16 protein-coding genes are annotated in these 20,124 nt (G+C 60.9%); 14 read left to right on the forward strand and 2 right to left on the reverse strand.

The features are described 5' to 3' along the window. The first annotated feature begins 24 nt into the window (after window positions 1-24). The 7 genes from WFJ47_RS05045 to WFJ47_RS05075 all read left to right on the forward strand — a co-directional run bounded on the left by WFJ47_RS05045 (window position 25) and on the right by WFJ47_RS05075 (window position 6,423). Window positions 25-501, forward strand: a complete 477-nt coding sequence (locus tag WFJ47_RS05045) for a pseudoazurin (RefSeq protein WP_336761298.1) — start codon at window positions 25-27, stop codon at window positions 499-501. Between the two features lie 61 nt (window positions 502-562). Further along, a complete protein-coding gene (locus tag WFJ47_RS05050) occupies window positions 563-1,096 on the forward strand; it encodes a cytochrome b (protein WP_336761300.1) in 534 nt (177 codons plus the stop codon). 471 nt (window positions 1,097-1,567) lie between these two features. After that, complete coding sequence (locus WFJ47_RS05055) at window positions 1,568-1,894, forward strand: phosphopantetheine-binding protein (RefSeq protein WP_336761302.1); 327 nt, start codon at window positions 1,568-1,570, stop codon at window positions 1,892-1,894. Next, a complete protein-coding gene (locus tag WFJ47_RS05060) occupies window positions 1,891-3,141 on the forward strand; it encodes a beta-ketoacyl synthase (protein ID WP_127103693.1) in 1,251 nt (416 codons plus the stop codon). The genes WFJ47_RS05055 and WFJ47_RS05060 overlap by 4 nt, the downstream gene beginning before the upstream one ends. A 16-nt stretch (window positions 3,142-3,157) precedes the next feature. Next, complete coding sequence (locus WFJ47_RS05065; protein ID WP_336761304.1) at window positions 3,158-3,976, forward strand: pentapeptide repeat-containing protein; 819 nt, start codon at window positions 3,158-3,160, stop codon at window positions 3,974-3,976. 27 nt (window positions 3,977-4,003) lie between these two features. Continuing rightward, window positions 4,004-5,647: a Hint domain-containing protein gene (locus WFJ47_RS05070; RefSeq protein WP_336761306.1), complete on the forward strand. Its 1,644-nt coding sequence runs from the start codon at window positions 4,004-4,006 to the stop codon at window positions 5,645-5,647. A 5-nt stretch (window positions 5,648-5,652) separates the two neighbouring features. Beyond that, window positions 5,653-6,423 carry a hypothetical protein gene (locus tag WFJ47_RS05075; protein ID WP_336761308.1) on the forward strand — a complete coding sequence of 257 codons (771 nt, stop codon included), beginning with the start codon at window positions 5,653-5,655 and terminating at the stop codon, window positions 6,421-6,423. Window positions 6,424-6,550: 127 nt separating this feature from the next. On the opposite strand, the gene WFJ47_RS05080 is transcribed toward WFJ47_RS05075, so the two are convergent. Both WFJ47_RS05080 and pgm read right to left on the reverse strand, forming a co-directional pair. Next, window positions 6,551-7,945 (reverse strand): alpha/beta fold hydrolase, encoded by a 1,395-nt coding sequence (locus tag WFJ47_RS05080; RefSeq protein ID WP_336761311.1) that lies wholly within the window; start codon window positions 7,943-7,945, stop codon window positions 6,551-6,553. 319 nt (window positions 7,946-8,264) lie between these two features. Continuing rightward, a complete protein-coding gene (gene pgm, locus WFJ47_RS05085; protein WP_336761313.1) occupies window positions 8,265-9,911 on the reverse strand; it encodes a phosphoglucomutase (alpha-D-glucose-1,6-bisphosphate-dependent) in 1,647 nt (548 codons plus the stop codon). A gap of 227 nt (window positions 9,912-10,138) precedes the next feature. Here pgm and WFJ47_RS05090 point away from each other — a divergent pair, with 227 nt between their 5' ends. From WFJ47_RS05090 to WFJ47_RS05120, 7 genes are all read left to right on the forward strand, one after another. Then, window positions 10,139-11,326: an SMP-30/gluconolactonase/LRE family protein gene (locus tag WFJ47_RS05090; RefSeq protein ID WP_408868619.1), complete on the forward strand. Its 1,188-nt coding sequence runs from the start codon at window positions 10,139-10,141 to the stop codon at window positions 11,324-11,326. Window positions 11,327-11,706: 380 nt separating this feature from the next. After that, window positions 11,707-13,218 carry a Hint domain-containing protein gene (locus WFJ47_RS05095; protein ID WP_336761315.1) on the forward strand — a complete coding sequence of 504 codons (1,512 nt, stop codon included), beginning with the start codon at window positions 11,707-11,709 and terminating at the stop codon, window positions 13,216-13,218. 226 nt (window positions 13,219-13,444) lie between these two features. Next, window positions 13,445-16,192 (forward strand): penicillin-binding protein 1A, encoded by a 2,748-nt coding sequence (locus WFJ47_RS05100; protein WP_127103119.1) that lies wholly within the window; start codon window positions 13,445-13,447, stop codon window positions 16,190-16,192. Window positions 16,193-16,221: 29 nt separating this feature from the next. Next, window positions 16,222-17,353 (forward strand): peptide chain release factor 2 gene (gene prfB / locus WFJ47_RS05105; RefSeq protein WP_122048714.1). Its coding sequence is split into 2 segments (ribosomal slippage): window positions 16,222-16,290 and window positions 16,292-17,353, totalling 1,131 coding nucleotides; the frame shifts between segments, so codons are not numbered across the junction. A 387-nt stretch (window positions 17,354-17,740) separates the two neighbouring features. Next, on the forward strand, window positions 17,741-18,400 hold the full coding sequence (locus WFJ47_RS05110) for an energy transducer TonB (protein ID WP_127103118.1): 660 nt from the start codon (window positions 17,741-17,743) through the stop codon (window positions 18,398-18,400). Between the two features lie 204 nt (window positions 18,401-18,604). Further along, the gene (locus WFJ47_RS05115; protein WP_127103117.1) at window positions 18,605-19,672 is read left to right on the forward strand and encodes a MotA/TolQ/ExbB proton channel family protein; all 1,068 of its coding nucleotides are present in this window, start codon (window positions 18,605-18,607) and stop codon (window positions 19,670-19,672) included. A 2-nt stretch (window positions 19,673-19,674) separates the two neighbouring features. Next, complete coding sequence (locus tag WFJ47_RS05120) at window positions 19,675-20,097, forward strand: biopolymer transporter ExbD (RefSeq protein ID WP_336761320.1); 423 nt, start codon at window positions 19,675-19,677, stop codon at window positions 20,095-20,097. The last annotated feature ends 27 nt before the right edge of the window (window positions 20,098-20,124 follow it).

Here is a 20,124-nt window from a genome sequence, read left to right on the forward strand (position 1 = left end):
CGGGCAGACAAGGGAGATTTTCCGATGAAGCGTTCCAGTCATCCCCGCGCCGCGATGGCATGTGCAGTTGTGACGGTCGCCCTTCTGGGGGGTATGGGCCTCGTCACGTCGCACGCTGCCAAGGCTGCCACTGTCGAGGTCAGGATGCTGAGCCACACTGCCACGGGCGGTCGGGGTTTCGAACCGGCGATCGTGCATATCCACAGCGGTGACACGGTGCATTTCGTTGCGGCCGATCCCGGTCACAATGTCCAGTCTCTCCCGGGTATGATTCCGCAGGGAGCGGAACCGTTTGCCGGACCCATGGGGCATGATCTGAGTGTGACATTCAGCAAGCCCGGACTATACGGCTATAAATGTCTGCCGCATTACTGGATGGGCATGGTCGGACTGGTTGTCGTGGAAAAGCCGGTCAACGAGCAGGAAGCCAAATCCGTTTCCCAGCCCGGCGCGGCGGGGGCACGTTTCCGCCAGCTCTTCGATACGCTCGATCACGGGTAGTCGGATCATGCGGAACCCGGGCCAAGGTCGAAGCCATCCTGTGAAGCAGCATTATACGCGCATGGCGAGCGTGCTTCATTGGCTCGTGGCTGTGCTGCTGGGTGCACAAATAATACTCGGGCTTGCCATGATGCATGGCGGCCTGAGCGAGGCCTGGTCTTTTGCGCTGTTTCAACTGCACTCTGAGCTTGGGCTTTGTGTGTTCATCGTGATTGCCCTGCGCCTGCTCTGGCGGCTCACCCACAGGACCCCGCCCTTACCGCAAGGCATGAGCCGACTGACACGAAATCTGGCTCAGGGCGTCCATACGGCGCTCTATATTCTTCAAGGCGGCGCTCCGATCAGTGGCTGGCTGCTCGTCTCTGCCCTGGCCCTGCCGGTGTCGTTCTTCGGCTTCGGCGATGTACCTCTTCTGTCAGGGGTGTCGGAGGGACAGTCGGAAGGCGCATTTCGCCTCATGCACCACTGGGCAGCATGGGGGTTAGGCGGGCTCGTGGTTGTTCATACCCTTGCCGCCTTACATCACCGGTTGATCAAGGGTGAGCGCATATTCGACCGCATCAACCCCTTCTATCGAACCGGACCTGACATCTGAGTCTGGTTTAACAGCCATCGAGGGGCCAGACAGCGTAGGCCGGTGGGGCTGGGCGAGCGGTTCCGTCATCTCGCGTGCCGCTCTGGCTGCATGGCAGCATGGCGTTCAGGTCAGAGCTGTATAGTTCGTGATGCTGCCAGACAGGATGCCAAATACTCGGTCGCGTACACAAAACTGTTATCTCAGAATCGATTAAATATCAGCAATGATCGATTCTATAGAGATCACAATATGGAAAAATACTGAATCGCTTAGGGTTTTCCCATATGTCGGGCTCCCTATGACCTTACTGTTCATGGTCGCATGAACTTTTGGTTCAGGCGGGGGGAATTTATTTCATTTGTCCTCGAAGTTAACGGTTCATATACGAAAACTATTCTCATATTGATCGTGCCATCACTGTATTGGCCCATAATGTGATGAATATTCCGGAATAAAGAACCAACAATCGAAATAAATGGACCCTGTGGGATGTCTCATCATATTGACGATGCTGTAATCGGCATGCTGGCGCGTCATTTCGATGTTGCGCCAGAAAACATCACGCCGGAAACCCGTTTTACGGAAGATCTCTCCGCCGATAGTTTCGATATCGTGGAACTGCTGTTCGAGATCGAGGAGCAGGCGGGCATAGCGATACGCGAGAGCTCCTTCCCGGTCATCGCGACGGTGGGTGATCTGCTGGATCTGCTACGCGCCGGATTCGACCATGCCGGGGTCGATCTCATTCTCACGCAGAAAACCGTTAAGGAGACTACTCCTCTCACGGCGGCGCCACTGACGGTCACTACGGGATGAACCACCGGCTCACAATGCCCAAACGCGTGGTCGTGACAGGAATGGGGATCGTCTCTCCACTTGCCGTCGGCGTGTCGAGCAGTCTGGAGGCACTGCACGCAAAAAGAACGCCATTGACGCGCGAGCGCTTCCAATGGGGCGGTTTTTCGCGCGCGCATGTCGTCGGGCGTGTGCCCTCCCGAACCTACAGGGTAGGGGGATATACTCCTGACGAATGGTTCTCTGCCAAGGAGCAGCGCAGGCTCGACCGCTTCATACAGCTTGGCATCGTCGCCGCGCGCGAAGCGGTCTGTCAGGCACGTCTGATGCAGCTCGACGCCGCGACCAGGGCGGGCATTGCCGTCAGCATCGGCTCCGGTATTGGAGGGCTCGATACGATCGCCCGCACAGCGAGCTCTGTTCCGGGGCAGGGGCGCCCATTTTATTTGCCAAGCGTCTTGATCAATAGCTGCGCGGGCGAGATTGCGCGGCGCTACGGCTTTCTGGGCGGCGCGGAAGGCAATTCCGCCTCCTGTGCCACGGGGACGATTGCGATCGGCAAGGCGTTTCAGGCAATTCGGGACGGCTATCAGTCGATCGTGGTGGCTGGCGCCACAGAGGCGGCCGTCACCCCCGCCGGGATCAAGGTTTTTGCCGATCTGAACGCTCTGGCTGAGGCGACGGACCCGCACGCGGCCAGCCGTCCTTTCGACAGGGCGCGCACGGGTTTCGTTCTGTCGGAAGGGGCGGCGGTACTCGTGCTCGAGGCACGCGACCATGCGATCAGCCGCGGGGCTCCCATTCTGGGTGAGATCACCGGTTTTTCTCAAAGCGCCGATGCCCATGATCTCGTCGCACCGGATCCACTCGGACAGGGGGCCGAACGGGCAATGCGTGGTGCCCTGCGTGACGCGGGAATTTCTCCTGACGCAATCGGTTGGGTCAACGCGCATGCAACGGGCACGCCGCTGGGGGATGATATCGAGATCGGGGCCATAGAAGGCGTATTCGCCGGTTATGGAGAGGTCGTGGTGTCCTCGATCAAGGGCCTTACGGGGCATGCGCTGGGGGCGTCGGGTGCCATCGAGACTGTTCTTGGTATCGCTGCCATGCGCACCGGCATGATCCCGCCAAACTATAATCTGGAGCAGCCGAGCCGGGTCAGTTTCCTGAACAGGCCACAAAGCGATCTGCCTTACCGGGGTGGGTATTGCCTTTCCAATAGCTTCGGCTTTGGGGGCGTGAACGCCGCGCTCGTCTTTCACTAACCGGTCGAGAACAGGGATGACAGAAATGAATGCCGGAAGCTGGACGTTCGAGATCCGTGATGCCGTCAGGGGGCAGGTCATGCATAGCGTCGAACTCGACGAGACCGACCTTGCCCTCTCGCTCCCTGAACAGCGCGCAGAGGCGCTCTATGTCGCTCTTGAGCGTCATCTGCCGCTTGTCGGGGCTGATCTGAGCGACATGAACGCCGATTATATCGAAATGGGATACACCGATCTGATCGGTGTTGCCTTGCGCAATTCGCGGCTGCGGCGCGCCAATCTCAACGGTGTCAATTTCAGCGGGGCCGATCTTTCGGGGGCGGATCTTTCTGGCGCATCGCTGGTCGGGGCCCGTCTGTGCGGTGCCTCGCTCAGCGGGGCCTGTCTGCAGGAAGCCGATCTGCGTGGTGCCAATCTTTCGGGGGCTGTTCTGCTCAATGTCGATCTGAGTGGGGCCTTGCTGAATGGCGCCCTCCTCAATGGCGCAGTGTGCACAGGAACGGTTTTCGAGGGATGTGATCTGGCTTCGGCATCATCTTTTGGGGCCGAAATGAAACATGCCCGCTTCGAAGGGGCGCGATGGCGGGACATACCGCTTGCGCGGCGCCCCATACGTGTCAGTGGCCTGGATTATGACGTGACCATTCTCGAGCAGCATATCGTCGTCGGGTCCACGACCCTGACGATGAACGACCTCGCTCGTCTGGGCGAGCGGGAGGCTGTGAGCAAGGGTGGGGTGCGGGCCCTGCGTTTCATCAGAAATTTCAAAGGGGTGATCGAGAGCCTGTTCGCCTGCAGGGAACTCGTGCGCGACGTTCCGCAGATACAGATCTGATCGGCAGCCCATAAGGGGGAAATAAAAATGGCTGAATATAATCTGGGCAAAGAGACCGTTAATACGGGGTCCGGTGATAGCCCGAAATGGGAAGACAGGGGTCAGACCGGAACGGGGTATGTCCTGAATGCGGGCGATACGCTCAACGTCAATGACTGGGGAACGGCCACGAACTGCACTCTCAATGGCGGTACGGTCAATGGCAATAGCGGGGGTACGATCAACAATGCCACCATCAATTCCGGAATAGCGAATATCCAGGGCGCCACGGTCAATGGGGGAACCATGAACGGTGGCACGATGGTGGTGCGCAGCGGGACGCTGAGCGGAACGTTCAGAGTGACGGGCGGCAGCCTCACGATCGGTAACTCGAATGGTGTGGTCGGGACCAATAATACGATCATCAATCTTTCGGGCAGTGCAGCGGCGGCCATTTATAATGTAGCCGCAATGACCATCAATCTGGCCAGCGGTGCTTCGCTCAAGACCCGGATCAATGCGCTGCGCACCCTCACGATCAATACCACGGGCGAGAATTTCAGCCTCGATATCGAGGATCTCGATCCCCGCACGATTACCGGTGTCACGCATGAAGCCAATCGCCTCATCATTCACACGACCAATGGCGATGTGACGATCAATGGCTCCATCCCTGGCTATCATTTTTCACCTGACGGGCGTGGTGGCCTGACCCTGACGGCATGTTTTGCCGAAGGGACGCTCATTGCCACCCCCCAGGGACTGCGCCGCGTCGAGACGCTGCGTATCGGGGATATGGTCGAGACGGATCTCGGCCCCCAGCCTGTCCGGTGGGTCGGTTACAAGCAGGTGCGGCTTCATGGGGCAAAGCCTGACGAAGCCCATCTGATCCGTATTCATGCCCACGCATTTGGCGCCGGGCGGCCCAATCGTACTCTATGGGTGACGCCTGAACACTGCGTTTCTCACGAAGGGGGGCTGGTCCCCATGCGCATGCTGGTCAATGGGGGGTCCATTGCGTATGACCGTACCAGACGCAGCTATACCTATTACCATATCGAAACGCCGGTCCATGCCATTCTTCAGGCTGAAAATCTCGGCATGGAAAGCTATCTGCCCGGTCTGAATGCCGTGGTTTTCGATAACCGGCATCCGGGGTCGGATAATGTGCCGGGAAATGCGCATGGCAAGGCACGACTGCCTCTCATCGTAGCGCGCGACCGTATTGAACCGCTCTGGGCTAGTCTCGCGACGCGCTCGGCCAGGCTTGGCCACGCGGTCAGCGTGACAGGGGGCGAAATGGGCAGGACCGATATCCGCCTCGTCACGGCGGAAGGCAAGGCGATGACGCGTGTCGATCATGCCGTTGCGGGACAGGCGGCCTTTGTGCTGCCGCCCTATACCCGTGCGGTCATCATTCGTGCCACGGCCAGGCGCCCGGACCAGGTCATTGGTCCTTTCATGGATGATCGGCGTCGTCTCGGCGTCAGGGTCGGCACGGCCTATGTGCAGGATGAGGGCGGTTGCGACGTGATCACCCATCATCTGACGACAAGGGCGCTTGGTGGATGGCATGAGATCGAGGACGGAGATACGCGCTGGACATCCGATAGCGCTGTTCTGCCTCTGCCTGAATTCCCGGTGGAGGCGCGCGTGAGGCACCTGATCCTCGATCTCCCCGATATGGTGTGATGCCCATGCTCTCGACCGCGAGCAGCGCCCGGCCTCAGCCAGGCTCCTGGGCGCAAATCGGATCATGGCACCGTCTGGAGCGTGACGGTGCGGTCGCCACGGCAGTGCCTTTCGATGCGCTGCCGGGGGATTTGCGGGTCGATACGCCCGATGGCGCGGTGGCTATCGCAGATCTGTCTATCGGTGATCCCCTGACGCTCTATGGGGCCGCACGACCCGCCATCAGAGAGCTGCGCGGTGTGAGCGAATATCTCTGGATTGGAGGAGATCATCCGGATAAGGGCGTGCGGCTCGATGTCTATGCCTCTGCCTCGGTTGGGGGCGACCTGGCGCTGCCCATGAACTGGCGTCCCAAGGAGCCGATCCAGCCGGCATTTCGTCTTGGCGTCACGCCCACGCGTCTGTTCCGGATTGAACTCGACTTGCCCGGTATGCCCGACGCAACCATACGGCTGAATGACATGCCCTGCCGTCCTGCGACGCTGGACGAGCAGCGCACCCGTTCATGGCGCATTCTGATCGATGGTGTCTCTGCTCCAATCCATGCCCAGCGCAACGGGCATGTCCTGATTCGTCTTCCCGCCGGGGCTTCGAAAATTGAGATATCGGGGGAGGCAAGCGTCGATCATATGGACGCTGCCGTCTTCACTTTGTGGGATACCATGGAAACACGCATTCTCGAGGCGCATGATCTGCACCGGTCGCCCGACCGTCTCGTCCTGAATCTCGATCGCCACTCCGGTCATCTCGGTATGCTCTCGATCACCTTTCCCTGACGGTCGTCGTCTCCCTGCGAGCGGTCATCCGACTCAGCAGGCTGGGTCGGGCCTCGCCGCAGCCACACTCTTTCGGAAGGCTATACGCTCGCCGTATGACTGCTTGGCCCCATGCGGGCTCCGGAGATCACGGATGAAGCTGTGCCTTGAGCCAGTCCGAGACGAGGTCGAGCGCACTTGCGTCGATATCCTCCTCGATCAGGCTATATTCCCCTGAACTTCCCGTTTCTGCCTTTTGCAGCAGATGATTGAGACCGGGGAGCTCAACGATTTGCGCCTGGTGATTTGCGGCCAGAGCCCGATGGAAAGCGGGTAGTGCAATATCGGCCGGAACCTGACGGTCCTTGCTGCCAATCACGGCCAGAACCGGGCATCGTACCCGCGCCAGATCAGATGCGGGGTCGTAGCGATCCATGAAGCGTATGGCGGGCATGGTGACGATTCGCATATCTGCAGGAAGCCCTGTTTTCGTTCCCTTTATTGTGTTCCATGCAGAATCTGCCGCCTGATCGGCCTCCTTCTGGCTCTGGTCGGGCGTCATGGCATCCATCACGGCGATAAAGTCCCTGTCACTCTCACGGGCAACGGCTTGAGGTACCTGACTCTGCTTCATGGCCCAGTCTCTCTGGGCGAGCATGATCGGTCTCCCTGGTACCGGGGGCGCCTCGAGCAGGACGATGGAGGCCACACCGGGGTCGTGTGCGGCGATCATGGAGGCGATCGTGCCCCCTTCGCTATGGCCCATCAGCCCGATGCGTTTGGGATCGATGGCAGAGTGGCTGTGCAGGAACCGCAGTCCTGCCTCCGTATCCTGCGCGAAATCCCGTGTGGTGGCTCTCTCGACCGGTCCAGTGGAGCCGCCTCTCATGCGGTCATCGACGCGCAGCACAGCAATACCCTTTCGCGTCAGCGTGTCTGCCCAAACAAGAAAAGGCCTATGGCCGAACGCCGTCTCATCGCGATCCTGCAAGCCGGATCCCGTGATAAGCAGAACGGCAGGAAAGGGTCCCTTGCCCTGGGGGAGGGTGAGCGTACCAGCCAGATGAGCCGGTCCGGAAGGATTGTCGAAACTCACCTCCTCGCTGCGATATGGGAAGGGCGGCTTGGGTATTTGCGGGCGTTTCTGGACCTCTTCGGCTGCGCCATGCGTCATTATCAGCGGCAGGGAGTTGTTCCGCTGTGACCATTCCCCATCGAGAGTCCGATTGTCGTCACGGATCTTGGCGACATAGCGCGCCGAGAGGCGAGGGAGGGTGAGCGTGAGGGTCTGGCTGTCGAGGCGCACGGTTTCCACGGGAATATGGAAAGCCCCCTGGGCGGGGCTGTCCATGGTGGCGGTCAGGATGTCGCCCTGTGCCGCAAGGTGCAGCACCACAGGGAGAGAGATACCCTGTCTGAGCGTGAGCATGCCGCGCCAGTCTCCAGCTAGATCCCGGACTGCGGCATGAGCGCCGTTGGCGCCTGCTCCGAGAAATGCCGAAATACCCGCCATGACACCGAGAGCGCGGAAAAATCGTTTCATCCCCTCATCCCCATTCGCTGGACGGGCACTCACGATGCGGATTGTCCACATTACCGCGGTATTGAAAACCCGCCTCACCAAAAGAATTTGCGCCGACTACGCGCTCACGAAAAGTATAACAGGCGCAACGCATGGAGACGTCAACAAGGCTGTCAGCGTTCCGGATATTCTATGTTCGGGATTCGTGATTATTTGAGTAGCATCGATGAGCGGTGAGTTCCCGGTATTCCTGTGTCTGACCCGAGGGAGTTTTGCGGGGAGGCTCGCATAGGGGCGGGGAGAGCTCTCTCGCGGTCCAGGTCGCGAGAGAGCGCCGGGATCAGGCGACGAACAGAGCCGAGATGGCTGCCTGTGCATCGCTCTGGATCTGCTTGAGATGGGCCTCGCTCACAAAGCTCTCGGCATAGATCTTGTAGACATCCTCGGTGCCTGAGGGACGCGCAGCGAACCAGCCATTGGCAGTCGTGACCTTGAGTCCCCCAATCGGCGCATCATTGCCTGGTGCGCGTGTCAGCTTGGCGAGCACCTCGTCCCCTGCCAGATGGGTCATCGGCAGTTGTTCGGGGCTCAGCTTCGAGAGGATGGCCTTTTGAGCAGGATTCGCTGCGGCATCGATGCGCTGATAGAAGGGCGCGCCCAGCTCAGCGGTGAGGTCGGCATAGTGTTCAGCGGGCGTCTTGCCCGTGACGGCCGTGATCTCAGCCGCCAGCAGACCCAGAATCAGCCCGTCCTTGTCGGTGGACCACACCGTTCCATCCCGACGGAGGAAGGAGGCGCCCGCGCTTTCCTCTCCGCCAAAACCCAGCGATCCGTCATACAGGCCATCGACGAACCACTTGAATCCGACCGGCACTTCAACGACGTCGCGGCCGATCTTGCCTGCCACGCGGTCGATCAGCGCGGAACTGACCAGCGTCTTGCCAATCCTGGCCTTCGCGCTCCAGCCTGGACGGTTATTGAAGAGATACCAGATGGCGACGGCGAGATAATGATTGGGGTTCATCAGCCCGACAGGGCGCGAGACGATGCCATGACGATCGGCATCCGTATCGGTGGCAAAAGCGACATCGAACTGTGACCCCATGCCGATGAGTCGCGCCATGGCATACGGGGAAGAGCAATCCATACGGATCTGTCCGTCCCAGTCTGCGGTCATGAAGCCGAAAGCCGGGTCGAGCTCATCGCTGACAATGGTGGCTTTCAGGTCATAGCGCTTGATGATGGCCGGCCAGTAGTCGAGTGCTGCGCCGCCCAGCGGGTCGATGCCGATACGGATGCTGGATCCGCGAATGGCGTCCATATCGATCACGGCACCCAGATCATCCACATAAGGCGTGATGAAGTCATGGCCACGCACGCAATCGGCCTTGCGGGCCTCCTCATAGGGGAGGCGATGCACGTCCTCGAGCCCCGCGCTCAGGAAGGCATTGGCCTGGTCCTGCACCAGCTTGGTGATGTCGGTATCGGCTGGGCCACCATGGGGAGGGTTGTATTTGAAACCGCCATCGACAGGCGGATTATGCGATGGGGTGATGACCACGCCATCGGCAAGACCGGTGCCGCGACCCTTGTTATAAGTCAGGATGGCGTGGGACACGACCGGTGTCGGGGTAAAACGGTCATGACAATCGATGCGGACCTCGACACCATGAGCCGCAAAGACCTCGATGGCGGAGCGCTGTGCCGGGGCAGAAAGCGCATGGGAGTCGATGCCGATGAAAAGCGGGCCATCGATTCCCTTGTCTTTGCGATAACGGCAGATGGCTTCGGCGATGGCCAGGATATGATTCTCGTTGAAGCTTGTATGGAGGGAGGAGCCACGATGCCCCGAGGTTCCGAAAGCGACGCGCTGTGCAGCGATGGCGGGGTCTGGCTTGCGATTATAATAGGCGCTGATCAGGGCCGGGATATCGGCAAGGGCGTTTTTGTCCAGCGTCTTGCCGGCGAGGGGGCTGACAGAGGTCATGGGAACTCGGGTCCTTGATCTGGCGACAGGGAGTTGATGTGAGGTGACACCGCCCTGACGGAGCGAGTCAATGCGTGGCGTTGCCTCAGTATAGGATGGAACAGACACGCGCGAGACAGGCCGGGGTTGCTGACAATAACTTGATACAAAACTCACATCATCCGTGACGCAGCGTGAAACGTTGCAGTCTAGGATGCAATCCCACAAGATGGTCACAGGACGACAAGATGGACTTCAAGACCCCCCTCGCCCGCAGAGGGTTTCTGGCTACTGCCCTGGGTGGCGCCGCCTGCGCGGCGATGCCGGCACGCGCCGCGTCCGAGGTTATCGCGACCCCGCCCAGTGTGATCAGTCAGCCGCCCCGCCAGTGGGGCGCTGCAGCCGGTCCGGCCTATTTCCCCGATCCCGATGTGATCGCGCTGGATCCTTCCTTCAGTGGTCTGACCTATTTCGCAGCGCCGATACGCCGTATCTATGACAAGGGGGACTGGGTAGAGGGGCCTGCCTGGAGCAGCGAGGGGCGTTATCTCGTTTTCAGCGACGTCGTCCAGTCAAAGGCGCTGCGCTATATCTGGGAGACCGGCGAGGTCACGCAGTTCCGCCCTGATTCTTATGCAGCCAATGGCAATTGCTTTGATTTCCAGGGACGCCTCATCACCTGTGAAGGCTTCTTCCGCCGCGTGGTGCGTTTCGAGCATGACGGCAGCGTCACGACACTGGCCGACAAGTTCGAAGGCAAGGGGCTCAACTCCCCCAATGATGTCGTGCCGCATCCCGATGGCAGCGTCTGGTTTACGGATCCAGGCTATGGCACGAATATCTCGGAAGGCCATGCCGATGAGCCGGGAGGCCCGACTAATCCCGATGGCAAGATACGCTGGAAGATTGGTCGCGAGCTGATTGGTGAGATCGGCGGTGTGCGCCGTCAGCAGGACCACGTGTTCCGTCTCGCGCCCGATGGGACGCTCAAGGCCGTGCTGCTCGAGAAGGATGTGACCTGCCCCAATGGTCTGGCTTTCTCCCCCGATTTCAAAAAGCTCTACATCGCTTCGACCCCGGCCGGGCCGGGACAGAAGAAAGGCGGCGATCAGGCCATCCATGTTTTTGACGTTCAGGGCGATAATCTGACAAACGGACGTGTTTTTGCCGACATGCGTTTTCATGGCGCGCAAATGAATCCTGATGGTTTCAGGGCCGACGTTTTCGGCAATCTCTGGTGCGGTGTGACCGGCCCGCTCGGTTTGTGCGGTGTGTTCGTTTTCAGCCCGCAAGGTGTGCTGCTTGGGCGTATCCGTCTGCCTCAGGGCTGCTCCAACCTGACCTTCGCCGGGCCGAAGCGAGATCACCTCGTCATGTGCGCGGGCAGCGCGCTCTACATGCTTCAGGTCGGTGTACAGGGCGCCGCTACCTCCTGACCCGACACGGCGGTGTTGTGCACAGGCTCTGCATCGCTCCGACGCTCAGCGTGATCATAAAGAGGCGGCGTTCGCGTCGTCTCCGAGACCCCTGTGCTCCAACAGATCCTGCCTTCAATCCCCGGTCGTTCAGAGTTTTCAGCGAGTGGAGTGGGGCTGACTCACGGGCGTCAGGTGTTCAGGGGCGGCAACAATAAAATAGAGTTTTCAATACGGCGTTAACTTTAATGTCGATTAACGTGAGGGGGGCGGTTTTAACTTTCGATTGTCAGGTCGGCATGATCTCAATTCGCAAACAAAATAACCCGTAGAAGGTTAAGATCATGCCGAATCCAACGATTATTAGTTCTGGTATCACTAATACCTATCCCTGGAACGGGATGACGATCATTGTTCAGGGGGGTGGGGCGCTCTGGTATGGCTCCATCACGAATTGCGTGGTCACGGTTCAGGATGGCGGCCTTATCCAGGGCGAGAGTATCAATGGCGGCGGTATTATGGTCAATGGCAGCGGCAAGATCATCAGTTCCTCTATTGGAGGCAATGCCAATGTCATCGTGACCGGAGGCGGCACGGTTTCGAATAGCACCGTACAGGATGGCGCCTATCTCAAATGCGGAAACGGCACGGTCCTGAATGGCACGATCACCAATTCGGGCTATATTTCCGGCGGAACCCTGACCGGTCAGGGGGCGCTCGAAAACGTCTTTGCCGGTGCGGCCCATGATCGCACCGTGGCCTCGGGGGCCACGATCGCCATTTCCGGGGGAGGTCAGATTGTCGGCACGGTCAGCGTGCAGGCGGGTGGTTCGGCAGTTCTGAATGGAACGGTCGGTGGGACGATCAATCTGGCAGGCGCTGGGTATGCCGAAATGACCGTTTCTGCCGGGGCCTTGCCCACTACGATGATCACGGGATTCAACGGCGCCAGTGAAATGCTGTCCGACCGGATCACCATAGCCGGATTGTCCAAAAGCCAGATCACCTGGACCGGGCGCGGGCATTGCACGGTCGATACAGAGCTTGAGGATGATCGTGCAGGTTATCCTGTGTGCATCCGCAAGGGAGCGCTGGACGGCGTGGTGCCGGAGCGCGATCTCTATGTCACGGCAGAGCACTGCCTCCTGGTGGGGGGGCACTTCATCCCGGCGCGCCAGCTCGTGAACGGCCATTCCATCGCGTTCGACCGCACGCGGCGCGCCTTCGACTACTTTCATTTCGAGACAGAGGCTCATTCCGTGGTTCTGGCGGAGGGGGCATCTTCCGAAAGTTATCTCGATACCGGCAATCGCGCCTTGTATGATTGCCAGTCCAGCGCGCCCATCCTGACGCCCCGCCATCTGAGCTGGGACACAGACGCCGCCGCGCCGCTTGCACGTGACCGTGAGACGATCGAAACCGTCTGGCGCGCCATCGCGGCACGGGCTGGCCTGACGGAGGTCGGTGAGCGCAATCCGACCCATGAAGCCGATCTGCATCTTGAATGCGATGATGGCACGATCCTGCGTCCCGTGCGTGTGGCAGGCAAGAAGCATGTTTTCATTCTGCCGTTTTCTGCCAGATCGGTACTCATCCGCTCGCGTGCCTCGCGCCCTTGCGACGTGACCGGCCCGTTTGTGGACGACAGGCGCAGGCTGGGGGTCGAGATCGGACAGATCCTCCACTTCGCGTCGGGCAAGATCGAGGAAATCCGTGATCATCTGACCCATCAGGAGTTCAAGGGGTGGCATGCGCGCGCGCGTGATACGGCGCGCTGGACTGCGGGGAGTGCCTATCTCTCTCTCCCTGCTGACGAGGGAAGCGAACATCGTCTTCTGTCGCTCGAAATCCTGTCTGCAGGGCCTTATTCCCTGGAGGAAACGCCACGCGCGCCTCTCACGCGCGCCGGCTGAAAACGCGGGAGGAGCGAAGCGCCCGCGAAGGCTCGGAGCTCTACTGTGCGATCTGGCGCCTTCATGACGGCGATGACGGTCATCGCCGCCATATGCGCCTAGCGGCGCCTGGCCGTGCCGTCGCTATCGTGCCGGTCGCGATCCGTCTCTTCCCCTTTTGTCACCGGGTGTTTCTGCCCCGGGAGAGGGGGGCGACGGCGCCTCAAGACAATGCTAGTTTGCATTCATGATCCACGCCTCGACCGCCCTTTCCTCCTCGGAGTTTCCCCTGATCTGGTTCTCTGTCGCCTCAGGCGGCGGGAATGACGGGCGTACACCTCTTGGGGGACACAGGGGGCCGGAGGGGGGGCGTCAGCCCCCGAGAGGACCACGCTTCCGGCGCTGGCGTCAGGGCCTTGCCATTGCGGCAGGCATCGTACTGGTGGGTGTTGCGGGCTCAGGCCTGTTCATTTGGCACCAATATGAGCGGATCGCTTTCGATCTGCCAAGCGTCGACACGCTCAAGACCTATCAGCCGCCCACGGTCAGCCGGATCTACACGGGCGACGACCGCATCATGGCCGAGCTGGCAGCCGAGCGACGCATCTATGTGCCGATCAATGCCATTCCCGAGCGTGTCAAGAATGCCTTCATCGCGCCTGAGGACCAGAATTTCTACACCCATGCCGGCCTTGATCCTCTGGCGATCATTCGTGCCGAGCTGACCAATCTGACTCATCGCAGCAAGCGCGCCTTGGGCGCCTCGACGATCACCCAGCAGGTGGCGCGCAACATGCTGCTCAACAGCAACGCCCGCACGCTGGAGCGCAAGGAGAAGGAGGCGCTTCTTGCCCTGCGCATCGAGCAGACGCTGAGCAAGGACAAGATTCTCGAGATCTATCTGAACGGTATCTATCTCGGGAATGGCGCCTATGGCGTGGCGGCGGCGGCACAGACCTATTTCAACAAGCCTCTCGATCAGCTGACTGATGCCGAAGCCGCGTTTCTGGGCGCGCTCCCCAAGTCACCAGCCAATTACAACCCGTATCGCCATCCCGAGCGCGCCATAGAGCGACGCAACTGGGTGCTGGATCGCATGGCCGAGATCCATGCCATCTCGCGTGAGGCGGCCGAGGCCGGGCAGAAAGAGCCTCTCATTCCTCATGACGCCGTGCGCTTCGGTCCGCTGCCCAATGCCGAATGGTTTGGCAGTGAGGTACGCCGCCAGCTGATTGATCGCTACGGCCCCGATCGGGCCATGCAGGGCGGGCTTGAGGTTCACACCAGCCTCGACCGCAAGCTGCAGGATGCCGCCACGCTGAGCCTGCGCCAGGGATTGATGGAGTATGACCGCGCGCATAGCCGCTGGCGCGGCCCCGTCGCGAAACTGCATGACGCGATTGCAGGTGAAAGCTGGGTGGCAGCGCTCAAGGATGTGACGCCGCCTGCGGGCATGATCGATCAGTGGCGCTTGGCCGTGGTGCTGAACCCGGCTCAGGGGCGCGTGGGTTGGGTATCGAAAGGCTCCGCGCAGGAAGGGCAGGTTCTGCCCAAGGATCTGGGCTGGATGCGCAGTGCAGGCGGCCTGGCTGCGGGTGATGTGATCATGATCGAGCCCCAGGCTGATTCCGGACGTGTGGCCGTGCGTCAGGTTCCGAAGGTCGAAGGGGCCCTTGTCAGCCTCGATGCCCGCACCGGACGCGTGTTGGCCATGGTCGGCGGTTGGTCCTTCAAGGAATCGCAGTTCAATCGCGCCACCCAGGCACTGCGTCAGCCGGGGTCGTCCTTCAAGCCCTTCGTCTATCTCGATGCCATGGAGCAGGGTATCCCCCCGTCCGAGAAGTTTGACGATGCCCCGGTGTCCTATGGGGACTGGCATCCGAAGAACTACGAGGAAGATAACTGGGGCCCCACGACGCTGCACGACGCGCTGCGTGAGAGCCGCAACCTGGTGACGATCCGCCTTGCTGCGCATCTTGGCATGAAATCGGTGGCTGATATGGCCATCTCGATCGGCCTCGTCGATCAGATGCCCCATGTGCTCCCCGCCGCCCTGGGTGCGGTCGAGACGACCGTCCTGCGCGAGGCCGGGGCGTATGCTACCATCGCCTCCGGCGGCAAGCTGGTCACGCCGTCCCTCATCGATGCCGTGCTCGATCGTGATGGGACGGTTCTGTGGAAGCCTGAGGGGCTGAGCCTGGGGACAACCTTGCAGGCCCCCAACCAGACGGCCGTGATCGCGCCAGCCATGCCGCCTGCGGCTGCTCAACCCGCCGCGGCATCGGGGGCTCCCGGTACTGTTTCCCCGGCTCAGCCCGCTGCAACCCCGCCTGTCAGTGCTTCCACGCCTGGCAGCATCGAGGTACCCCAGGTTCAGGACAAAAGGCGTCAAGTGGCGAGTGCTGCCAGTGCCTATCAGATCACGGCCATGATGCAGGACGTGATCAAGCGCGGCACCGGCACGATCGCAGGACAAGGCATCACGCGTGAGATCGCAGGCAAGACCGGCACCAGTCAGGACTTCCGCGATGCGTGGTTTGCCGGGTTCACCCCCGATATTGTCACCGTGGTCTGGGTCGGGTTCGACACACCGCAATCGCTTGGCAAGAGCGAAACCGGAGGGCGCATTGCCGGCCCTATCTGGAACCGCTTCATGAAGGTGGCGCTTGAGGGACGTCCGGAACTCCGTTTCCGCGTTCCCGAGGGGGTGACACTGGCGCGCTATGACACGGGCCGCCTGATGGCTGTCGATGGCTTCAAGGCCGATCAGGTGCCAGGTATGAGTATCGCGTTGCAGGGCTTCGGGGCGGGTACCGAGGCACTTACGGCGGCCGATACCGGGACCGATCTGTATGACACCGAGACCGATATGGCGGGTGCATCCAGCCAGGCCGGTCTGGGCGAAGCGGGGGCCGAAAATTCCGGTGCCCCGAAGAAACAACAGGCCCCTAATGCCCAGCCACAGGGTGACATTGGCATGGGCGGCCTTTATTGAGACGCATCCAACACGCAGGAGCATGAATCATGTCGGCCGAAACCGAGGCCCTATCGGAGCAGATCAAGCAGTCGGTGGCACTGCTGAGGAGGCATCTTTGACTGGGATGCAGCACAGACACGCCTCGCCGAACTCAATCACCGCGTAGAAGATCCCGATCTCTGGAATGATGCCGATGCCGCTCAGAAGCTGATGCGCGAGCGAACGCTGCTGGCCACGCAGATCGAGGGTGTTGAAAAGATCGAGCAGGACACTGCCGATATGCTCGAACTGGTCGAACTAGCCGAGGACGAGCAGGACCAAGACACGGTCGCCGAGGCGGTCGCGACCCTGCGCAAACTGGCCGAGCAGGCGAATGCGCGTCAGATCGAGAGCCTGCTCTCGGGTGAGGCGGACAGCAATGACTGCTATATCGAGGTCAATGCGGGAGCCGGTGGCACGGAGGCCCAGGACTGGGCCGAAATGATGCTGCGCATGTATACGCGCTGGGCCGAACAGCGTGGCTACAAGGTGACGATCATGGAGACCAGCGAGGGCGAGCAGGCTGGCATCAAGTCTGCGACGCTTCTGGTGACTGGTGCCAACGCCTATGGCTGGCTCAAGACCGAAGCCGGTGTGCACCGTCTGGTCCGTATCTCGCCCTTCGATGCCGCAGCACGACGCCAGACCTCCTTCGCGTCTGTCTGGGTCTATCCTGTGGTGGATGACACGATCGAGATCGAGGTCAATGACGGCGATCTGAAGGTCGATACGTTCCGCGCCTCTGGCGCGGGTGGGCAGCACGTCAACAAGACCGATTCGGCGATTCGCATCACGCACATCCCGACCGGAATCGTGGTGGCTTGCCAGACCGATCGCTCGCAGCATCGCAACAGGGCTACGGCCATGCAGATGCTGAAGGCGCGGCTATACGAGGCGGAACTGCAGAAGCGTGAGGCGGCAGCGGCCCAGACCGAGGCGGCAAAGACCGATATCGGCTGGGGGCACCAGATCCGCTCCTACGTTCTGGCACCGTACCAGTTGGTGAAAGACCTGCGTACCGGCGTCGAGAAGGGTAATCCCGACGCTGTTCTCGATGGGGCGCTGGACGATTTCATGTCCGCTGCCCTGGCTCAACGCGTTGGCGCAACGCGTTCCGAGGCCAGCGCCAACGCTCAATAGGGCTGAGGTGGCACAAGGGGCTGAATCTCTTGCAGCGCAAGACTTTCAGCCCCTTTTTGCGCGTTTCATAAATATTACTCTTGCAGTGAATTAATGTTCCGTTTCACTGTGTCTCAAAGTGTCGTGTCGCTGGTATGCAATCCGTTGCCGACCGGAAAATGGCATGAACGAAACGAAACTGACTTGACAGCAATGCCTCACCTTTGCCCAATTTGCACGGGAGCCATGCGCTGGGAGCATGGTAAACATTTCGGGATGTGTCGGCCAGACTGACGCCTGACCGGAACGCAAGTCGCATGGGGCGGTTGCGATAATGACAAGTCGGTCCGCCCCTCTCGCCAAGAGAGGTGTGGGGCTCAGGACAGAGGGTTTGGAGTGACACAACCGATGAACTACGCCGAGCAGGAGCGACGCCCGACGAAGTACATCGTCGGCATCGCAATCGCTGTGCTCTTCCACATCGTTGTGATTTACGCCTTGGTGAACGGATTGGGTTCGAAGATCGTCGAACAGTTCCATCCGCCGATCAAGACGAAGATCATCACGGAACCGAAGAAGCCGCCGCCGCCGCCGCCACCGCCGCCGCCGCCGCAGATGACGACGCCGCCGCCGCCGTACATACCGCCGCCGAAGATCCAGATTCAGCCGCCGCCACAGAAGCATGTGATCAAGCAGGTCACGCATGAGAAGCCGCCGGCACCTGTGCCGCCAGCCAATAATGCACCGCCCGCTCCCGCAGCGCCTCCGGGCCCGCCTGTACCGGATCACTCGGCCGGTGCCTCGCCGATCAACGGTGCCCGTCCGGTCTTCCCCGAGGAGATGCTGGAAGAAAACCGTGAAGGCAGTGTCACGGTGGCCTGCGATATCGGCACGGATGGCCGTACATCGAACTGTCAGGTGACCAATTCGACCGGCGGCCACGCCTTCGTCGAAGCCGCCATGGAGTTCCTCCGCAAGGCCCGTTACCAGCCTGCGGTTACGAACGGACAGCCGGTGGTCGAGCACCATCATACGCTGCACATCAACTTCACCTTGGGTGATGACTGAGTGCGGCGCGACCGGGACCAAGCACCCGGTCGCACAGAGGAATGACGGGAAAAGGGGCCTGATACGCCCCGGCTCCCAGCGGGGCAGGGGGCAGGCAGCCTCCACGCCCCGGATAGTGAGAAACCAAGCCGCGCCCGCCCGTGAGCGTGCCGGCACTGCCAGAGTCCTTCTAGAAGGGGCTCTTTTTCAGAGGATTTGGAGTTAATGACGAGACTGTTCCGCCTTCCCGCTCTCGCCGCCCCGGCCCTGGCAGTCACGCTTGCCGTGGCGCAAGGTGTGGTCGTGCCGGCCGTTGCTCTTGCCCAGGAAACGCCGGCTGCCCAGCCTGCCGCTCCTGCTCCCGACGCCGCCGCTCCGGCACAGGGCGCGCCTGCTCCTGCAGCCCCTGATGCCGCCGCTCCTGCTGCTCCCGCCGCTCCGGCTCCTGACGCCGCTGCTCCTGCTGCTGGCGCTCCGGCACCCGATGCCGCCGCCCCGGCCGCTCCGGCTCCCGACGCTGCAGCCCCGGCTCCTGAGGCGCCTGCCGAAGCCACCGCGCCGAAGTCGCAGGAAAATCCGTATGGCCTGAGCGCGCTCTGGTCGAACGGTGATGCCATCGCTCGTGGCGTTCTGATCATCATGGTGATCATGTCCGCTGGTACCTGGATCATCATGGTCACGAAGTTCCTGGAGCAGTCCAAGGTCTTCGCTGCTTCGAAGGAAGCTGCCCGTGAATTCTGGACCAAGCCGACCGTTCAGGAAGGCGCTGCTGCCCTGAAGCCGGCCTCGCCGTTCCGCTACATCGCAGAGACGGGTATCGTTGCTGCAGAGCATCATGAAGGCTCGATGCGCGACGCCATCGACCTGCATAGCTGGACCGCCATGTCCGTTCAGCGTTCGGTCGACACCATCAACACGCGTCTGCAGGGTGGCCTTGCCTTCCTCGGCACCGTGGGTTCGACCTCGCCGTTCGTTGGTCTGTTCGGTACCGTCTGGGGTATCTATCACGCTCTGACCGCCATCGGCATTGCAGGCCAGGCCTCGATCGACAAGGTTGCCGGCCCGGTTGGTGAATCGCTCATCATGACGGCTATCGGTCTTGCTACCGCCGTTCCGGCCGTTCTTGGCTACAACCTGCTCGTTCGCCGCAACAAGGGTGCCATGGACCGCGTGCGCAACTTCGCTGCCGACGTCCAGTCCGTGCTGCTGGGTGGCTTCCGTCACGGTGTTGCCCCGACGGTAAGCGTTGATCACAGCCCGACGACCACGACCACCAGCTCGCGAGTTGCCTGATCATGGCAATGAACGTCGGTGGGGGTGGTGAAGAAGACGAAGTCGTTTCGGCGATCAACACGACGCCGCTCGTCGACGTCATGCTTGTTCTTCTCATCATCTTCCTGATCACCATCCCGGTTGCGACGCATTCCGTGAAGGTGCAGCTGCCACGCGACGCCAACCAGCCGACCCAGACCAAGCCAGGCAATATCGTCCTGGCGGTCACGGCGAGTGGTCAGGCGTACTGGAACGAAGTTCCATTGCGTGGTCATCAGGATCTGCTCGATCGTCTCGAGAAGGTCGCGGTCATCAAGCCCCAGCCCCAGATCCAGATCCGGGGCGACGGCAAGGCCCGTTACGAAGCTGTCGGCAAGATTGTTGCGACGTGTCAGGAAGCTGGCATCTATCGCATCGATTTCATCACCGAGCAGCCTCACTCCTGATTTCGGTCAGGACCCCGCTTCAGGAGT

The organism is Asaia sp. VD9 (genome assembly GCF_037150015.1).
GTDB lineage: Bacteria > Pseudomonadota > Alphaproteobacteria > Acetobacterales > Acetobacteraceae > Asaia.